Annotated in this window: 14 protein-coding genes and 1 pseudogene; 4 read left to right on the top strand and 11 right to left on the bottom strand. The window is 73.4% G+C overall.

Annotated features, from left to right (window positions below; translation table 11 throughout):
• Positions 1-78 precede the first annotated feature (78 nt).
• Positions 79-633 carry a helix-turn-helix transcriptional regulator gene (locus tag ABL310_RS20525; protein ID WP_349368854.1) on the bottom strand — a complete coding sequence of 185 codons (555 nt, stop codon included), beginning with the start codon at positions 631-633 and terminating at the stop codon, positions 79-81.
• Here ABL310_RS20525 and ABL310_RS20520 point away from each other — a divergent pair.
• Positions 541-810: a hypothetical protein gene (locus ABL310_RS20520; protein ID WP_349372144.1), complete on the top strand. Its 270-nt coding sequence runs from the start codon at positions 541-543 to the stop codon at positions 808-810. The genes ABL310_RS20525 and ABL310_RS20520 overlap by 93 nt on opposite strands.
• 58 nt (positions 811-868) lie before the next feature.
• Here the strand turns inward: ABL310_RS20520 and ABL310_RS20515 are convergent, their stop codons facing one another.
• The 3 genes from ABL310_RS20515 to tesB all read right to left on the bottom strand — a co-directional run bounded on the left by ABL310_RS20515 (position 869) and on the right by tesB (position 4,144).
• Positions 869-2,206, bottom strand: a complete 1,338-nt coding sequence (locus tag ABL310_RS20515; protein ID WP_349368853.1) for an ammonium transporter — start codon at positions 2,204-2,206, stop codon at positions 869-871.
• Positions 2,207-2,254: 48 nt separating this feature from the next.
• Positions 2,255-2,593, bottom strand: coding sequence for a P-II family nitrogen regulator (locus ABL310_RS20510; RefSeq protein WP_349368852.1), 339 nt, complete (start codon positions 2,591-2,593; stop codon positions 2,255-2,257).
• 672 nt (positions 2,594-3,265) lie between these two features.
• Complete coding sequence (gene tesB / locus ABL310_RS20505) at positions 3,266-4,144, bottom strand: acyl-CoA thioesterase II (protein ID WP_349368851.1); 879 nt, start codon at positions 4,142-4,144, stop codon at positions 3,266-3,268.
• Between the two features lie 119 nt (positions 4,145-4,263).
• On the opposite strand from tesB, the gene ABL310_RS20500 reads away from it, so the two are divergent.
• On the top strand, positions 4,264-5,535 hold the full coding sequence (locus ABL310_RS20500) for an FAD-dependent monooxygenase (protein ID WP_349368850.1): 1,272 nt from the start codon (positions 4,264-4,266) through the stop codon (positions 5,533-5,535).
• 7 nt (positions 5,536-5,542) lie between these two features.
• Here the strand turns inward: ABL310_RS20500 and ABL310_RS20495 are convergent, their stop codons facing one another.
• From ABL310_RS20495 to ABL310_RS20465, 7 genes are all read right to left on the bottom strand, one after another.
• On the bottom strand, positions 5,543-6,190 hold the full coding sequence (locus tag ABL310_RS20495) for a hypothetical protein (RefSeq protein WP_349368849.1): 648 nt from the start codon (positions 6,188-6,190) through the stop codon (positions 5,543-5,545).
• A gap of 123 nt (positions 6,191-6,313) precedes the next feature.
• On the bottom strand, positions 6,314-7,078 hold the full coding sequence (locus tag ABL310_RS20490; RefSeq protein WP_349368848.1) for an outer membrane protein: 765 nt from the start codon (positions 7,076-7,078) through the stop codon (positions 6,314-6,316).
• A 127-nt stretch (positions 7,079-7,205) separates the two neighbouring features.
• Complete coding sequence (locus ABL310_RS20485; RefSeq protein ID WP_349368847.1) at positions 7,206-7,655, bottom strand: DUF3429 domain-containing protein; 450 nt, start codon at positions 7,653-7,655, stop codon at positions 7,206-7,208.
• A 124-nt stretch (positions 7,656-7,779) separates the two neighbouring features.
• Complete coding sequence (locus tag ABL310_RS20480; RefSeq protein ID WP_349368846.1) at positions 7,780-8,568, bottom strand: TIGR02186 family protein; 789 nt, start codon at positions 8,566-8,568, stop codon at positions 7,780-7,782.
• Complete coding sequence (locus tag ABL310_RS20475) at positions 8,565-9,506, bottom strand: sulfite exporter TauE/SafE family protein (protein WP_349368845.1); 942 nt, start codon at positions 9,504-9,506, stop codon at positions 8,565-8,567. The genes ABL310_RS20480 and ABL310_RS20475 overlap by 4 nt, the downstream gene beginning before the upstream one ends.
• A gap of 136 nt (positions 9,507-9,642) precedes the next feature.
• On the bottom strand, positions 9,643-13,764 hold the full coding sequence (locus tag ABL310_RS20470; RefSeq protein ID WP_349368844.1) for a hypothetical protein: 4,122 nt from the start codon (positions 13,762-13,764) through the stop codon (positions 9,643-9,645).
• A 284-nt stretch (positions 13,765-14,048) separates the two neighbouring features.
• Positions 14,049-14,525 carry a nucleoside deaminase gene (locus tag ABL310_RS20465; RefSeq protein ID WP_349368843.1) on the bottom strand — a complete coding sequence of 159 codons (477 nt, stop codon included), beginning with the start codon at positions 14,523-14,525 and terminating at the stop codon, positions 14,049-14,051.
• Positions 14,526-15,191: 666 nt separating this feature from the next.
• Here ABL310_RS20465 and ABL310_RS24925 point away from each other — a divergent pair.
• Positions 15,192-15,926 (top strand): annotated as a pseudogene (locus ABL310_RS24925) (pseudouridine synthase); the annotation flags it as partial.
• 520 nt (positions 15,927-16,446) lie between these two features.
• A complete protein-coding gene (gene rsmD / locus ABL310_RS20455) occupies positions 16,447-17,004 on the top strand; it encodes a 16S rRNA (guanine(966)-N(2))-methyltransferase RsmD (protein ID WP_349368842.1) in 558 nt (185 codons plus the stop codon).
• The last annotated feature ends 230 nt before the right edge of the window (positions 17,005-17,234 follow it).

The following is a 17,234-nucleotide window of genomic DNA, read 5'->3' as shown; positions in this document are numbered from 1 at the left end:
AGCGCGAAGGGGCGTTGGCCGCCTCATAGAGCCTCGGCGCATGCTTTCCAACCCGGACCTTGGCCGAAGGCCGCCCCGTCAATCCACCAGCGCCTGCATCATCTTCGCGGCGCGGGCGAGCTGCTCCTCGTTCATGCGCGAGAGCGTGGCGTGGATCTTCTGGAGGAGGACGCCGCGCTCTCCCAGCGGCGCCGGCATCAGGCCGATGCCGAAGAAGGCGACGGGCTGGGCCTCGAGCGCGGCGCAGAGCTTCTCGATGGTGTCGAAGGAAGGGGCCGCGGCGCCGCGCTCCATCTTCGAGATCATGTCGGAGGAGACGTCCACGCGTTCCGCCAGCACGTTCTGCGTCAGGCCCCTGGCCTTGCGCATGTGCCGCAGATTGGCTCCGAATAGCTCCTCGAGCGACACGCGTCCCGGCTCCGTGCTGATTCGCCACCCTCGCGTGCGCGACGCTGCGGAAGAACGGAACGCGATTGCCGAACCGCCCCTTGCCGGAGTATCATTACCAACTTTTGCATTTTCGCTAGCTGGTTGCCCATCATGCTCTTCGAGATCGTCTTCTGGTTGGTCGCCCTCGCGATACCGCTCGCTGCCCTGGCATGGAGCACGTGGGAGCACGACATCCGCGCGCATATCGTCCCTCGCGCCGAGATCGAGGCCCTCGCCGACCGGCTGGAGCGCGAGTACGGCGCCGGCGCGCTGGCGGCGGCGGAGGAGAAGGAGGCCGCCGCCTTCGCCCGCGGCGCGGCGACCGAGCAGGGCGTCTGGCGGCGGGTGGCGCGCACGCTGCGGCGGCGGAAGGGGGCGTGAAAAAGAGAACGCCGCGCCCGAAGGCGCGGCGTTCGTTGCTCCGGAACCGGGATGCGGGTCAGATGCGGCCCGCGCCGGCGAACTCGGGATAGGCCTCCACGCCCACCTCGAGCTTGTCGAGGCCGGCCATCTCCTCCTCCTTCGAGACGCGCAGGCCGGAGGCGATCTTGAGCACGTACCAGACGATGGCGGAGGCGACGAAGGCGAAGGCGCCGATCGAGACCACGCCGATGAACTGGGTGACGAAGCTCGTGCCCTCGGTGGAGAGCGGAACCACCATCGTGCCCCAGATGCCGGCGAGCAGGTGGACCGGGATGGCGCCCACCACGTCGTCGATCTTCAGCTTGTCGAGGAGCGGCACCGCGAAGACCACGATCGCGCCGCCGACCGCGCCGATCACGATCGCGAGCGGGACGGAGGGATCGAGCGGACCGGCGGTGATCGAGACGAGGCCCGCGAGCGCGCCGTTGAGCGCGATGGTGAGGTCGACCTTCTTGTAGACGATCTGGCACAGGATCATCGCCGTCACCACGCCCGCCGCGGCGGCGAGGTTGGTGTTCATGAAGATCTTGGCCACCGCCGAGGCGTCGGAGATCGTGCCCATGGCGAGCTGCGAGCCGCCGTTGAAGCCGAACCAGCCGAGCCACAGGATGAAGGTGCCCAGCGTGGCGAGCGGCATCGACGAGCCCGGCAGCGGGTTCACCTTGCCGTCGGCGGTGTACTTGTCGGCGCGCGCGCCGATGATGAGCGCGCCCGCGAGCGCGGCCCAGCCGCCGACCGAGTGCACCAGCGTCGAGCCGGCGAAGTCGGAGAAGCCCATCTCGTAGAGCCAGCCGGCGCCCCACTGCCAGGAGCCGGTGATCGGGTAGATCACGCCGGTGAGCACCGCCACGAAGATGAAGAACGGCCACATCTTCGTGCGCTCGGCGATGGTGCCGGACACGATGGAGGCCGTGGTGGCGCAGAACACCATCTGGAAGAACCAGTCGGAGGCCGCGGCGTAGCCGTCGCCCGCCGCCTCGGCGTCCGGCGCCGGGATCGACTTCGGCGTGAACGAGCCGAAGAAGCCGCCGTCGACGCCGTCGTACATCAGGTTGTAGCCGACCACCCAGAACATCAGGCCGGCGATGGAGTAGAGGCCGATGTTCTTGAGGCACTGCATGGACACGTTCTTCGAGCGCACCATGCCGGCCTCGAGCATGGCGAAGCCCGCGGCCATCCACATCACGAGGAAGCCGCCGATCAGGAACAGCAGCGTGTTGAAGACGAACGCGGTGTCGCCGGCGACCGCGTATTCCACGGCCTCGGGCGCGGCGTCCTGCGCGACGGCCGACGTGGCGAGCGCCACGAGCGCGAGCGTCGAAGCGGCCGCCTTGGTCAGGATGGAAGGCTTCATTCGGAAAACTCCTCCGATAGTCTCACGGGGCGAGGGGGCGAGGCGCGCTCAGAGCGCGTCGCCGTCGGTCTCGCCGGTGCGGATCCGGACCGCCTTCTCGAGCGGCATGACGAAGATCTTGCCGTCACCGATCTGGCCGGTGCGGGCGGCGTTGGCGATCGCCTCGGTGGCGGAGGCGACGAGGTCGGCGGGCACCGCCACCTCGATCTTGATCTTGGGCAGGAAGCTCACGGCGTATTCCGCGCCGCGATAGATTTCGGTGTGTCCCTTCTGCCGGCCGTAACCCTTCACCTCGGTCACGGTCAGGCCGTGCACGCCGAGAGCGGTGAGCGCGTCGCGCACCTCCTCGAGCTTGAACGGCTTGATGACGGCCATCACGATCTTCATGGGCGAGCCCCCTTTCGATCCCGACGGGACGTGCCCGCCGGCCGGTTTGCGCGAACGGGGGCCGGGCCGCGGCCCCCTCGGTCACGGCTCGTTAAACAAGGGCCGTGCCAAGTCGCGCGACGACGGCATTGCGGGCTACGGGGAACTACGGAATCGGGTGTTGCGCGGGGGCGGCGCGGGAGCGGGCCGCCCGCGGGAGCAGGGCGCGTCCGCCGCTCGGGACGTTGCGGCGCAACACGAATCGCCGCGCCGCGCGCAACCGAGGGGATCGTGTGCCTGCGAAATGGACGCGCGCGTCGGGAGGGCGTGATGCTGCATAAACTTTGAGCAGAACGCGGGCTCCTGCGTCATCGCTGGGCACGCGCGACCTGGAGCGAACAGCGCCGACGAACTCCCCTCTGCCTCGTGGCTGGTCGAGCCTACCGCGTCCCGCACCGTTCGGGGCTAGGTGCGCGCGGCTCGGCCGCTCGTCCTTCTCCCTCGTGGAGAAGGTGCCCCCGCAGCGGGCGGATGTGGGTCGCGATGCAGCGCGAGACGTCTCGGGACGAGATCGACGTTCCCGGTTCGAGCGGCATCGAGGTCGCGATAGTTCTGCACGACCCACACCCCCGACCCCCCTCCACGAGGCAGAGGGGAGCGCGTCGGCGCCCTCCATCGGGCGCCCGTCTCCTGTCACCCCTCCTCCCGCCGCAGCCGGATCAGTCCCTCCTGCGCCACGGAGGCCACCAGCCGGCCGTCGCGCGTGAAGATCGAGCCCCGCGAGAAGCCGCGGGCGCCGGAGGAGGAGGGGCTCTCTTGGGCGTAGAGCAGCCATTCGTCGGCGCGGAAGGGGCGGTGGAGCCACAGGGCGTGGTCGAGGGAGGCGGCCTGGATCTCGCGGCGGAAGACGCTGCGGCCGTGGGGGATGAGCGAGGTGTCGAGCAGCGTCATGTCGGAGGCGTAGGCGAGCGCGCAGTCGTGGATCGCCTGCTCGTCCGGTAGGCGACCGGTGGTGCGGATCCAGACGTGGAAGCGCGCCGGCAAGGGCTCGGCGCCCGTCTCGCGCGGGAGGTAGCGCTCGAGCTCGACGGGCTTGAGCTCGATCGGCCGCTCGCGCTCGAAATAGGCGCGGGCCGCCGGGTCCATCATCGGCATGATCCGCGCGCGCATCTCGTCCTCGCCGGGCAGGTCCTCGGGCATCGGCACGTCGGGCATGGCGGCCTGATGGTCGAGCCCGTCCTCGCGGACCTGGAAGGAGGCGGACATCGAGAAGATCGCCCGCCCGTGCTGGATCGCGACGACGCGCCGCGTGGCGAAGGCGCGCCCGTCGCGTATCGGATCCACCTCGTAGACGATGGGGACCTTCGGGTCGCCGGGGAGCAGGAAATAGGCGTGCAGCGAGTGGGCCTGGCGACCCTCCACGGTGCGGCAGGCGGCGACCAGGGCCTGGCCGATCACCTGCCCGCCGAAGACGCGCTGCCAGCCGACGTTCGGGCTGCGGCCGCGGAACAGGTTCGTCTCGAGCCGCTCGAGGTCGAGGGTGGCGAGAAGCTCTTCGACGGCGCGCGCCATGTGCTAGGGTCCCGGGGAAGAGTCGCGAGGCGACGGGTCGCGCGCATGTGATCCGCCCGCGCGGGCGGGGTCAAGCGCGCCGCCGGGAGCCGGGCGACGAGAGGATCGAGGAGTTCGGGATGGCGAGAGCCGAGCGGGACGAGAGCGGATTTCGGATCGTGGTGGCGGGCGGCGGGATCGTCGGCCTGGCGCTGGCGCTCGCGACGAAGCGCGCCGCGCCGAAGGGGCTCGCGGTCACCGTGTGCGACCCCGCCCTCTCGCGCGATCCCGCAGGCGACCGGCGCGCCTATGCGGTCGCCGCCGCGAGCCGGCGCATGCTCTCGGCGCTCGACGTCTGGGCCGCGATCGCGGACGAGGCGCAGGAGATGCGCGAGATGGTGATCACCGACAGCCATCTCGCCGACCCCGTCCGGCCGGTCTTCCTGGAATTCGGCCGGGAGGAGGATCGCGAGGCGCCCGGCGAGCCCTTCGCCCACATGGTCCAGGGCGCGGCCCTCGCCCGCGCCCTGCGCGCGGCCTGCGCGGACGCGGGCGTCGAGATGCGCGAGGCGGGCGTGCGCCGCGCCACGGTCGAGCCCGACGGCGGCGCCGTCCGCGCGCGCCTGACCGACGGCGCGGAGATCCGCGCCCATCTCGTCTGCGCCGCCGACGGCAAGCGCTCGCGCCTGCGCGAGGGCGCGGGGATCGGCTGGAGCGGCTGGACCTATCCGCAATCGGGCCTCACCGCCATCGTCGGCCACGAGCGCGACCACGAGGGCCGGGCGATCCAGCATTTCCTGCCCTCGGGCCCCTTCGCCATGCTGCCGCTGACGCCCGGCGGGTCGCTCGGGCATCGCTCCGCCATCGTCTGGTCGGAGCGCAGGGAGAACGTCCCGCATATGCTCGCGCTCGACGAGGACTTCCTCCTCGAGGAGATCGAGCGCCGCTTCGGGCTGGAGCTCGGCGCGATCGCGCTGGAGACGCCGCTCGAGGCCTTCCCGCTCGAGTTCGGCATCGCCCGCGCCTTCGTGGCGGAGCGCCTCGCGCTCCTGGGCGACGCGGCGCACGTGGTGCACCCCATCGCCGGCCAGGGGCTCAATCTCGGCCTGAAGGACGCGGCCGTGCTGGCGGAGCGCGTCGTCGAGGCGGCGCGGCTCGGCATGGATCCCGGCGGGGCGGACGTGCTGGAGGACTACCAGCGCGCCCGCCGGACCGACACGGTCGCCATGGGCGTCGCCACCGACGCGTTGAACCGCCTGTTCTCGAACGATCTCCCCCCGATCCGCATGGCCCGCGATCTCGGGCTCGGCCTCGTCGACCGCATGCCCGGCCTCAAGCGCTTCTTCATGCGCGAGGCCGCCGGCGTGCCGCGGGAGGGCGGCCCGCGTCTGCTGCGCGGCGAGGCGATCTGATCCCGGTTCACTCCCCCGTCCGGATCGCGTCCGCGTCCCCGGCGAGATCCGTGCGCACCAGCGCCGCGACGAGGCGGGGGAAGTCCGCCTTGGAGACGCGCGTCGCCAGCGCCGGCGCGTCCTGCGGCAAGCCCAGCGCCGCGGCGGCGCTCGCCGCGCGCTTGTCGAGGAAGGGGTGGAGCTCGTCCCAGGCGGCCTGCGCCTCGCGGAAGAAGATGTCGACGCCGACCTCGCCGATACCCTTGAACTCCTTCAGGCGCTTGCGCTCCTCGTCGGGATCGCGCCCCGCCGCCTCGCGCAGGCGGCGCAGGTCGCCATGGTATCTCTCCTCGATCATCGCCACGTCCTCGCCCAGCATGCGGGCGGTGCTCTCGTCGTAGCGGGCGTAGCCCGAGCGGTTGAGCACGCGCACGCGCTCTTCCCACGTCGTGTCCTTCATCTTTCCGGGCGTGCGCCAGCCGGCGTCGGAGAGGCCGCGCGCGGCCTGAAGCGCGAGATCGGCGCTGATCCGCGCCGAGAACAGGATCGAGGCGACGAGCCAGCGGAACAGCGCGGACGGCGTGCCGCGCTCGATGTCGATGCCGAGCTCGTCGCAGTAGGTGCGCCCGTGGCGCTGCATCAGCCGCTCGATCACGGCGTCCTCGGCCTTGGACATGCGCGTCTCCCCTGTCTCTCGTCGGGGAGTCATGCGCGGGCCATTGCCGCGGTTCCGTCCTGCGATCGCGCGCCGCTATCTGATCGGTCCGCCGCCGTCGTCGGCGGCGGACCGGTGTCGCGCTCAGAACCGGTAGTTCAAGCCGACGCGGGCGATGTGTCCCGTATGCTCGATCTCGTGCGAGAACTGGAACGGCGGGTTCGCAGCCTGCGGGCTCGCGATCACCGTGTTCTCTCCGAGGTCGAAGTAGAGGTACTCGGCCTTGAGGCTCAAAGCATCGGTGAAGGCGTATTCCGCACCGCCGCCGACAGTCCACCCGAAGCGGACGTCCGACTCAGAGCCGAGATAATTGACCTGCGGCACGATGGCGCCGCCCAGCGCAAGCTGCACGCGGGTGGTGTCGGTCACGTCCGCCATCATCGCGCCCGCCGTGGCGTAGACCATCAGGCGCTCGGCCGGCACGAACCCGAGGCGTGCCCGCAAGGTCGCGAACCAGTCGATCTCGGTCTCGACGCGGAACACGCGCCCACCGCCGGTCAGAGGATTGCTGACCGAGCCCTCGATGCCGGAAAAGTTGACGTCGGCCTCCACGCCGAGAACGACGCTGGAGAGTTGCTGATTGTATCCGATCTGGATGCCCCCGACGAAGCCGTCGGTATCGTAGGACCCCCTGGTGACCGGAAAAGTGTTGAACACGCCGACCGGCAGCGGGGTGGAGAGAACATCGGCGTCCCCCCACCCGTAGCCGGCATTCACGCCCGCGTAGAAGCCGGTCCACGAGAACGGCGCCACGAACGGGGCCGGAGCGGCGACGGGCGGCAGATCGGCCGCCTGTGTAGCGAACGGCGCTGCGATCAGCACGCCGGACAGGAGCAACATGCGGGTCATCCGAACCCCCCCTTGCGAAACGACGACGATGCTTACCACGTCGCGCGCGGTTATTCCGTGTCGTCTCTGCAACATGTGCCCAATCGAATCCTGCGAAGCGGTTCGCCGGCATGCGACCCGGGCGCCCTCAGAGCGCGATCGCCCCGAGGACGAGCGCGACGGCGGCGCCGGCGGAGAGGATCAGCCGCAGGCGGCCGAACCACTCGGGCGCCTCCTCGCGGCAGACGAGGCCGTAATCGAGGAGGCCGAGCGCGACGTGCAGGCCGGCGAGCGTCCACAGCCGCGCCTCCGGCGCGAGCGCGAGGGCGGCCCAGGCGAGGAGCGAGGGGACGACCGCGATCACGTAGCCGCGCCGCGCGGCGTCCTGCTCCTCCATCGTGACCGCGATGCCCCAGCGGACGCCGCCGAGAAAGGACAGGATCAGCGCCCCGTAGGCCGCGAGCGCCAGCGCCAGCGCGTCGGCGCCGTAGCCGAGGTCGATGCCGGCGAGAAGGCCGACGCAAAGGCCGAAGAAGGGGACGAGGCCCGCGAGCCCCAAAGCGAGAGGCACGGACGGAATGGAGGCGTCGGCTTTCATGATCGGCGGGCGCTCTGCGGTCGGCACGGGAGGGACGCGCGGGCGGGCGCCCGGCGGGGGAGACATAACGCCTCGGGGGGAGGAGGCAAGCGCGCAAAGCTCCCGGCCGGCCCTGCGCTCGTCCTCAATCGCGCCGGAACACGACGCTCGCGAGCCAGCCGAGGAAGATCGCCGCGCCGGCGGTGCCGAGGCCGTAGATCAGGGACTCGTCCTCGGCGAGCGCCGCGATGCGCTGCTCGAAGCCGATCTTCACGAGCTCGAAATAGGTCGTCTCGCGGGCGAGCAGCGAGCCGTCGGCGAACAGCATGACCTCGACCTCGTAATTGCCGGGCGGCGCCTCGGCCGGCAGCGTGATCGCCGCGCGGAAGATCTCCGGGGTCATGAAGGCGACGCCGCGCTCGCGCTCGACGTAGAGGCCGAGCTCGCGCTTGATGCGCACCAGCGCCTCGCGGAACACGCCCTCGCGGCCCTCCCGTGGGACGGTGTCGCCGACGTGGCGGGCGAAGCCCTCGAGCCCCACCGCGAGCCGCTCGCGCAAAGGCGCGGCCGCGATCTCGTCGAGGGGCGCGGAGGTGAGCGCGGCGTAGAAGGCCGGGACGGAGGCGAATTTCTGCTGCTCGCCGTTGATCCAGACGACGCCGCGCTCCTCGCGCAGGCGCACGGTGAGCGTCTGCGGCGGCCCGCGCACGATCACGGCCGCCTGGTAGGGCCCGGCGCGCGCGACGGTCTGCGCGTCGCGCCGCACGGCGCCGAACAGGACGACCTGCGAGCCGGCGTAGTTCGAGGTGATCGCCACCTGATGGCTCGACAGGGAGACCACGAGCGATTCGGCCCGCGCCGCCCCGGCCGAGAGGGCCGCCGAGGCGAGGAGGGCGAGACCGGCGAGGGCGAGGCGGCGGAGGGCGAGGCTCACGGCGAGACGTCCTCCCCGGCGATCTGGGTGATCGAGAGCGAGAACAGCTCCTCGGGCGGCAGCACCAGCTCGACGGCGAAGCGCAGCCCGACGCCGAGGATCAGCAGCGCCAGCAGGAAGCGGAAGACGTCCGCGCGCAGGTTGGCGCTGGCACGGGCCCCGAACTGCGCGCCGAAGACGCCGCCGACGATCAGCATCAGGGCGAGCACGAGGTCCACCGCCTCGTTGGCCACCGCGTGCAGGATCAGCGCGGCGATCGTCGTGCACAGGATCTGGAACTGGGAGGTGCCGACCACGACGGCGGTGGGCACGCGGAAGAGATAGAGCAGCGCCGGCACCAGGATGAAGCCGCCGCCGATGCCGAGCATCGCGCCGGCGAAGCCGATGAACAGCGCGAGCCCCCAGAGCGGGATGACGCTCGCATAGAGCTTCGAGCGGTGAAAGCGCATGCGCAGCGGCAGGCCGAGATAGGCCGGGTGCTCGCCCGCCCGCCTGCGCACCCGCGGCTTCCCCTTCCGCGACTGCATGAACTCGCGCACGCTCTCGCGCAGCATCAGCGAGCCGACGACGGTGAAGAGCGTGACGTAGGAGACGACGATGAGCAGGTCGAGCTGGCCCGCCCGCCTGGCTGCGGCGAAGGTCCAGACGCCGAGCGCGGTGCCGACGAGGCCGCCCATCACCAGCACGACGCCCAGCTTGAAGTCGAGCGCGCGCCGTCGCAGCGCCGCGAGGCCGCTCGTCGTCGAGGAGGCGACGATCTGCGCCGTCTGCGTCGCGACGGCGACGGCGGGCGGGATGCCGAGAAAGATCAGCAGCGGCGTCATCAGGAAGCCGCCGCCGATCCCGAACAGGCCCGAGATGAAGCCGACCGCCGCCCCCAGCCCCAGGATCATGAAGAGGCTGACGGGCATCTCGGCGACGGGCAGGTAGATCAGCACGGACGGATCCTCGGACCGGGGCCGTGGCCCCCGTCGGCACGCACAACGAAGAACGACGGCCCCGAGGGGGTCGCCCGCCTGTCCTGCCGCGTCTCGATGACGCGCGTGTGGCCGTCGTGGCCGGACGCCGACGACGTCACGCGAGGCGCGTACGGGGGAAGAGGCTCGCCATGCGATCGTTCCACCCATGCGCCGGCAGCGCAACCTCGTTCGCTGCCGGATCGGGCGTTTCGGCGCGCCAGGCGTCGGCCGCGGATTGCGCGAGCACGCGCTCGCTCTCCGACAGCCGCGCCGCGAGCTCCTCCCGGCGAGCGGCGGCGTCGGTATCGCCCTGCGCGGCGGCGACGGCGAACCAGGTGTAGGAGGCCTGGAGGTCCTGCGGCGCGCCGAGCCCGCGGGCGAGCAGGACGGCGAGGTTGTACTGGCTGTCGCGCACGCCGTGCTCGGCCGCGCGGCGGAACCAGCCGATGGCGCCGGTATAGTCCGGCTGGCCGCCCACCGCGCCCTCGGCGAGGAGGACGGCGAGATTGTGCATGGCGGTGACGTTGCCGCTCTCCGCGGCGCGGCGGTACCAGGCCTCCGCGGCCTGCGGATCGCGCGGGACGCCCACGCCCTTGTCGTGGATCTGCCCGATCCGGTACTGCGCCGGCACCAGGCCGTTCTCCGCCAAGCGTTCGAACAGGCTCGCGGCGAGAGCCGGGTCGCGCACGGCGTCGCGTCCGTCCGACAAGCGCGAGGCGAGCTCGAACAGGGCCGTCCGGTCGCCGGCGAGGGCGGCCCGGCGCAGCTGCGCGGGCGCGGCGCTGGCCGGTATGTCGAGGCCGGCGACGAGGGGCGAGACCGGAGCCGGCGTCTCCGAGGCCTCCGGAGCGGGCTCCGGCGCCGTCACCACGCGCGCGGCGAAGGCGCCGGCCTCGTCGCGGCGCGGCGGCAGCAGGATCTCCCGCGCGGCCGCCTCGTCGTCCCCCGCACGCGTCGGCGCGGGGACGACGAGGTCCCCGGCGGGAATGCCGTTGGCGAGGGGCGCGGCGGGCAGGCCCATGAAGGTCGGCATTGGCGGGCGCGCAGGCGCGTCCGCCTCCGACGACCCGGTTGCGCTCTGGGTCGTCTCCGGCGCGATCCGGTCCGCGGGCGGTACCAGCGCCGGGGCGATCGCGGCGCCCGCCGGCGTCGGCGTCCCGGGCAGCGCCTCCTGCGCCGCGCCGATGTCGGCGGGCGCGCCGAGCCGCGGCTCGGCCACCTCGACCGCGCGCTCGGAGCGCGAGAGCATGCTCGTGACCTGCAGCGCGCCGATGGCGAGCACGATCGCCGCGAGCCCGAGGAGCAGCGGCTTGCGGCGGCGCTCGAGCACGCCCTTCATGCGGGAGGCGAGGCCGGCCGGCGTGCCGGTCTCCTCCGCGCCGGGCTTCTCGCGCTTGGCGGCGGCGGCCGCCTCGGCCGCGGCCGACTGCGCGGCGCGGCGGGCGGCGGCGATGAAGCTCGCCTTGATGTCGCCGCCGTCGGCCTCGTCGGGCGCCGCCGGCTTGCGCGCCTTGCCGGGCTGCGGCCGGCCGGAGCCCGGCTCGAGCAGGATCTCGTCCGCCGGGGAGGGCGCCGGCGCGTCCGCGTCGGCGAGCAGCGCCGCGACCGCCGTGTCGAGGTGCGGCGCTTCGGGGGGCGGCGTGCGCGGCGCGCCGGAGCGGAAGGCGGAGAGGTCGAAGCCGCCGCTCTCGCGCTCGGGCTCCGCAGCGGCGGAGGGCGTCGCGGCCCTGCCGGCGCTCGCCTTCGCGCCGGCGGGGTCCTTCGGCGCGTCCGCCGCACGGGCGCGCCGCGGCTCCCGCGCCGGCGCGCCGCCTTCCAGGGCCGCGAGACGCGTGACCAGCGCCTCCAGCGTGCCGTGCACGGCGGAGAGCGTGTCGCGGCTCTTGCGCTCGGCCTCGGCCTGCGAGCTCTTCAAGCCCTCGATCGAGCGGGTCAGCTCGGCGAGCGCCGGGTCCTCGCCCTTCGGCGCGGCGGTGTCCTTCAAGCCGTCCTTGAGCCCGTCGACCTGGGCCATCAGCTCGGCCATGCTGCGCTCGAGCGAGGCCAGCGCCGGATCGGCGCCTCGGTCGCGATCGAGCCTCTCGGCGATTTCGCCGATCTGGCGCTCCAGCGCCTCGAGCCCGTCCGACCCGTCGCGCGGCGCCTCCTCGAGCTTCGCGGCGAGGCCGGCGAGCATGGTCTCGAGCGGCTTCAGGCGCTCGTCCTCGCGCGGCGCCTGCAGCCGCTCGTCGATGCGGTCGAGCCGGCGCAGCAGGCCGTCGAGGTCGAGCGGCGGCTCGGCCGCCCGTCTCTCGGCGAGCGCGTCGAGGGTCTCGGCCATGACGTCGAGCTTGGCGAACAGGGCCGACGGCGCCGGCGGCTCCGCGCGCTCGGCGAGACGCTTCTCGAGCGCCGCGATCTGCTCGGCCACCGGGGAGGCGTCCGCCCCGCCCTCGCGCGCCGCGAGGGCGTCGATGCGCGCGCCGAGCGCCTCGATCTGTCCCGCGAGCGGCGAGAGGTCCACGGCGCCGGAACGCTCCTCCAGCGCGGACGCGGACTTGGAGAGGCCGTCGATCTGCCGCGTCAGCGCGCCGAGATCGGCGCGGGAGAGCACGCCCGTCGCGGCCTCGAGCGTCTCGGAGAGCGCGTCGATGCGCGCGCCCAGCGCCGCGAGCGTCTCGCCGCCGGCCTCCTCGCGCGGCGTCGTCAGATGCTCGCGGATGTCCTCCACCGCCGAGCGCATCGTGGCGAACTCGGTCGGGTCGACCTGGTTGCGCGCCATCCGCTCCACCTGGCGGGAGAGCGCGCCGACCTGCTCGGCCAGGCCCTCGACCCGGGCCGGCTCCGCGATCTCGTCGAGGAGGCCGCGCAGCTCCGTCACCTGATCGGCGAGCGTCTGGACGACCTGCGGCTCGAGGCCCGCCTCGGCGACGAGGTCGATCTTGTGGGAGAGCGCGTCGAAGGCGTCGTTGAGGCTCGTCGGCGCATTGCGGGCGACCTCGTCGGAGAGGCGGCGCACCTCGCTCTCGAGCCGGCTCAGCATCGCACCCATCTCGGCCGCGTCGGGCCCGCCGGCCTGGCCGAGCTTCGCCTGAAGCCACGTCTGGGAGGCCTCGCGGGAGAGGTTGCGCAGGATCTCCTCGAGGGCGCCCACCTCCTGGCGGGTGGCGAGGCCGGAGACGGTCTCGCGCAGGTCGGCGATCTCCTCGCGCACCGCGTCCACGGCGGGAACCGGGTCCCCGGCGCGCGGGCGCACGGTCTCGAGCTGGCCGGCGAGCTTGGCGATGTCGGCGCGCAGGCCGTCGAGGATCTGGGCGTGGCTGCGGCCCTCGCGCGGCGGCTCGGCGGGCGCGTCCGCAGGCTGCGGCGGCGCCGGCGCGGCCTCGCCGCCGTCGAGCGCCTTCTGGCGGGAGCGGATCTCGGCCACCGCCTCCTGCAGCTCCTCGCGCACGGAGAGCCCCCGACGGCCGCGCGGGCCGCTCTGGGCCGGGCTCGCGCCCGCTCCGGAGACGCGCTCGGAGATCGATGCGATGCGCTCCTCGAAGCCGCGTAGGGCCGCCTCGATCTTGGCGTCGATCGCCGCCTGGCGCTCGGCGTCGCGCGCGGCGTCGCGCTCGGCCTGGGCCTCGCCGTCCTCGCGGCGGCGCATCTCGAGCTTCGCGAGGTGCTGCTCGACCTTCCTCACGGCCTCGAGCGCGGCGTTCACCGAGGGCGGGTGGCCCTCCGCCACGCGCCGGTCGATGTCGTCGAGCCGGCGGGTCATCAGGCCCAGAGCCTCGCCGAGGACGTTGGCGGCGCGGTCCTGACGCTCCGACACCGAGCGCGTCGCCTCCGCCATGCGCGCCTCGGCGCGCTCGATCCAGCGGGCCACCGAACCGAGCGCCTCCGCGGTCTTCGCCGCGCTCTCGCGGGCGCGGCGGTCCTGCTCGGCGGTGAGCTGGGCGATGACCTGGTCGAGATTGCGGCTGGCGGCCGGGACGCGGGCCTGGCCCGGACCTCGCTCGCCCGCCGGGCCGCGATCGACGCGCCCGAGCCGGCTCTCTATCGGGTCGCGCTCGTCGTATCCGCTCGCGGCGCCCGTCCGGCGGCGCGCGGGCGGCTCGGCATAGGCGCGGGTGGCGCGGTCCGCGATGGCGACCGACAGCCATTCGTCGAGGCTCATCCCCGCACGCCGCGCCGCCTCGCTGGCCGCATCGCGCACGTCCGGGTCGAGCCCGTCGAGGCCCCAGGAAGCGTTCTGAGAAACGTTCTGCCGCATCGCCCGCTCTCGGTCCTGTCGGCCGGACGCAAAGCCGCCCGGCGCCGGGACGTGCCGTCGGCTCCCGCCCTCGAGAGCCCGGGGGAGACGCCGCCCCAACGCGCCTCTCCCGCGGCGCCCGTCCGTCGACCATTGACGATCGGTTGCGGACATGCGCCGACGTCTCGACTTTTGCCCGTCAGGGTAAATGTGGGGTTAATGGAGTTTCTCGTTTTCTTAACGTCGCGGCGCGGCGCGCCTTCGGGTTGCTTGCTTCGGCGTGGCCCATTCGAGGCGTGCCGCTTTCACCGCCGCTCCCTGAAGAACCCCCGCAGAATCTCCGCCGCCGCCGTCTCGCCGATGCCGGAATAGACCTCCGGCGCGTGGTGGCAGGTGCGTTGCGCGTAGAAGCGCCCGCCGTGCTCGACCCCGCCGCCCTTCGGGTCGGACGCGCCGTAATAGAGGCGGCGGATGCGGGAAAACGAGATCGCGGCGGCGCACATGGCGCAGGGCTCGAGGGTGACGTAGAGGTCGCAGCCGACCAGGCGCTCGCTCCCCAGCGTCGCGCAGGCGGCGCGGATGGCGAGGATCTCGGCGTGGGCGGTGGGGTCGCTCGTCTCGCGGGTGCGGTTGCCGGCGCGGGCGATCACGGCCCCGTCGCGCACGACCACCGCGCCGATCGGCGCCTCGCCGCGGGCGGCGGCGGCGCGGGCCTCGTCCAGCGCCGCGTCCATGAAGCTCCGCCGTTCTTCGCCGGCTCCCGATCCGCTTTTCGCCGTCATCGCGCCCTCGCATCGCCTCACGCGAAGTGCTATCAGGCGCGCATGGCGAACACCACAGACGACACGAAACGGCCCCGGTCCACGTCGCGCGGGCGCACCGGCGAGCGCGGCCCGCGCGCGGACGCGACGGCCAAGCCCCGCGGCGCGGCCCCGAAGGGCGGCGCACGCGCCGGCGCGAAGCCGGCGGGAGGCAAGAGCTTCGGCAAGGCTCCCGGCAAGGCTTCGGGCAAGGGGCCCGGCAAGGGTCCCGGCAAGCCGGGCGCCGGCCCGCGCGCCGGCAAGGCCCCGGACTACAAGACCCGCGCTCGCGCGGATCGGCCCGCCCGCGACGACCGCGCGCCCCGCGAGGACCGCGCCCCGGGCGGCGCGCGTCCCGAGCGCGCCGAGCGGCCCGCCCGGCCGCCGCGCGCCGCCGGCGGCGATCGGCCGTTCCGCGAGCGCGCCCCCGGCCCGCGCCGCGAGCGCGCCCACGACCCGCGCCGCGAGGGCGAGGAGCGTCCCGCGCGCGCCCGCGCCGGCGAGGGGCGTCCCGCCCGTTCCGGCGGCTTCGAGCCGCGCGGCCGTCCCGGCGGCGACAGGCCCGGATACAAGAAGCCCGGCTTCAAGAAGCCCTTCCCCGGCAAGCCGTCCGCGGCGAAGCCCCGCGGCGAGGCCCCCGCCACGCGCCTGCCGCCGAAGCCGGCGCGGGAGGACGAGCGCATCGCCAAGGCCATCGCCCGCGCGGGCGTCGCCTCGCGCCGCGACGCGGAGGAGATGATCGAGGCCGGCCGCGTCAGCCTCAACGGGGCGGTGCTCACCTCGCCGGCGGTGAACGTGACGGCGTCCGACCGCATCCTGATCGACGGCGAGCCGCTGCCGGCGCGCGAGCGCACGCGGCTTTGGCTCTACCACAAGCCCCGCGGCCTCGTGACCACGGCGCGCGATCCGGAAGGGCGCCGGACCGTGTTCGAGGGCCTGCCCGAGGACATGCCCCGGGTGGTCACGATCGGCCGGCTCGACATCAACACCGAGGGCCTGCTGCTGCTCACCAACGACGGCGGCCTCGCCCGCGTCGTCGCGCATCCGGACACCGGCTGGCTGCGCCGCTACCGCGTGCGCGCCTACGGCCAGGTGACGCAGGACAGGCTCGACGCGCTGCGAGAGGGCGTGATCGTCGACGGGATGGAATACGGGCCGATCGAGGCCAAGATCGATCGGGCGCAGGGCGACAACGTCTGGATCACGATGGGCCTGCGCGAGGGCAAGAACCGCGAGGTCAAGCGCGTGCTCGAGGAGCTCGGGCTGCAGGTCAACCGGCTGATCCGCCTGTCCTTCGGGCCCTTCCAGCTGGGCGACCTGAAGGAGGGCGCCGTCGAGGAGGTGCGCACCAAGGTGCTCAAGGAGCAGCTCGGCGAGGGCCTCGCGGCCGCCGCCGGCGTCGATTTCGAGAGCCCCGTGCGCGAGCCGGTGGAGGAGGCGCCCCGCAAGGCCCCCCGCGGCGCCAAGCCCGCCTCGCGCGTGGCGCAGGACCGCGACCGCGCCCGCTTCGCCGAGCCGGAGGGACGCGGCAAGCCCGCCGGCAAGCGCTTCGGCGACAAGGGCCCGGGCGACAAGCGCGAGCGCCCCGAGGAGACGCGTCCGGAGCAGAAGCGTCCCGAGCAGAAGCGTCCCTCCTGGGACAAGCCCCGCGCCAGCGTCTGGCGCGCCGCGGAGAAGCCGGAGGACGAGCGCAAGTTCAAGGCCCGGCGCGGCGGCGAGACCGCCAAGGCCGAGCGCGCGGCCGGCGCCGAGCGCCTGCGCGAGCGCGTCGGCAAGATCGCGGCGAAGGCCGGGCGCGTGCTGGTCGAGCGCGTGAAGGGCGGCTCCGGCGACGCGCCGCGCGGCGGCGGCGAGCGCGGCAAGGACGGCGGCAAGCGGCCGCGCAAGCGCGAGGACTGAGCCGGTGCGGATCGTCGGGGGCCGCTTCAAGGGCCGCGCGCTCGCCGGGCCGCGCTCGGACGCGATCCGCCCGACCTCGGACCGGCTGCGCGAGAGCCTGTTCAACGTCCTCGCCCACGCCTACGACGACCCGGTCGTCGACGCGCGGGTGATGGACCTGTTCGCCGGCACCGGCGCGCTCGGGATCGAGGCGCTCTCCCGCGGCGCCGCCTTCGCGCTCTTCGTCGACGAGGGCGCGCAGGCGCGCGGGCTGATCCGCGAGAACGTCGACGCTTTGGGGCTCGGCGGCGTCACCCGCCTGTTCCGCCGCGACGCCACCCGGCTCGGCGCCGCCGACCGCTTCGAGCCCTTCGACCTCGTCTTCTGCGATCCGCCCTACGGCCGCGACCTCGCGGGGAACGCGCTCGCCTCCGCCGCCGCCGCCGGCTGGCTCGCCCCGGGGGCGCTCTGCGTGGTGGAGGAGAGCGCCGACGCGGAGCTGCCGTGCCCCGCGGGCTTCAGCGAGGTCGAGCGGCGGACCTACGGCGATACGCAGGTGCTGTTCGCGCGTTGGGGGGTGTGATTTTTTGTCATTCCGGGGCGCGAAGCGAGCCCGGAACCCAGAACCACTGCGGTATCCTCGCGCGCGCATGCCGCGCGCGTCGCGAGACCTTCGCGAAAAGCTTCATCAACGCCGCGCGAAGCGGCGCGATGCGCCGCAAGACGAACGTTCGTGGTTCTGGGTCCCGGACTTGCTTCGCAATCCGGGATGACATGGGTTGTGTTTTGGTTGATTATCGCGTCCAGATTCTC

Origin of the sequence: Salinarimonas sp. (assembly GCF_040111675.1) — a bacterium.
In the GTDB taxonomy this organism is placed as follows: Bacteria; Pseudomonadota; Alphaproteobacteria; order Rhizobiales; family Beijerinckiaceae; genus Salinarimonas.
Note: the sequence above shows the minus strand (reverse complement) of the source record. Positions and strands in the feature narration are given on the sequence as shown.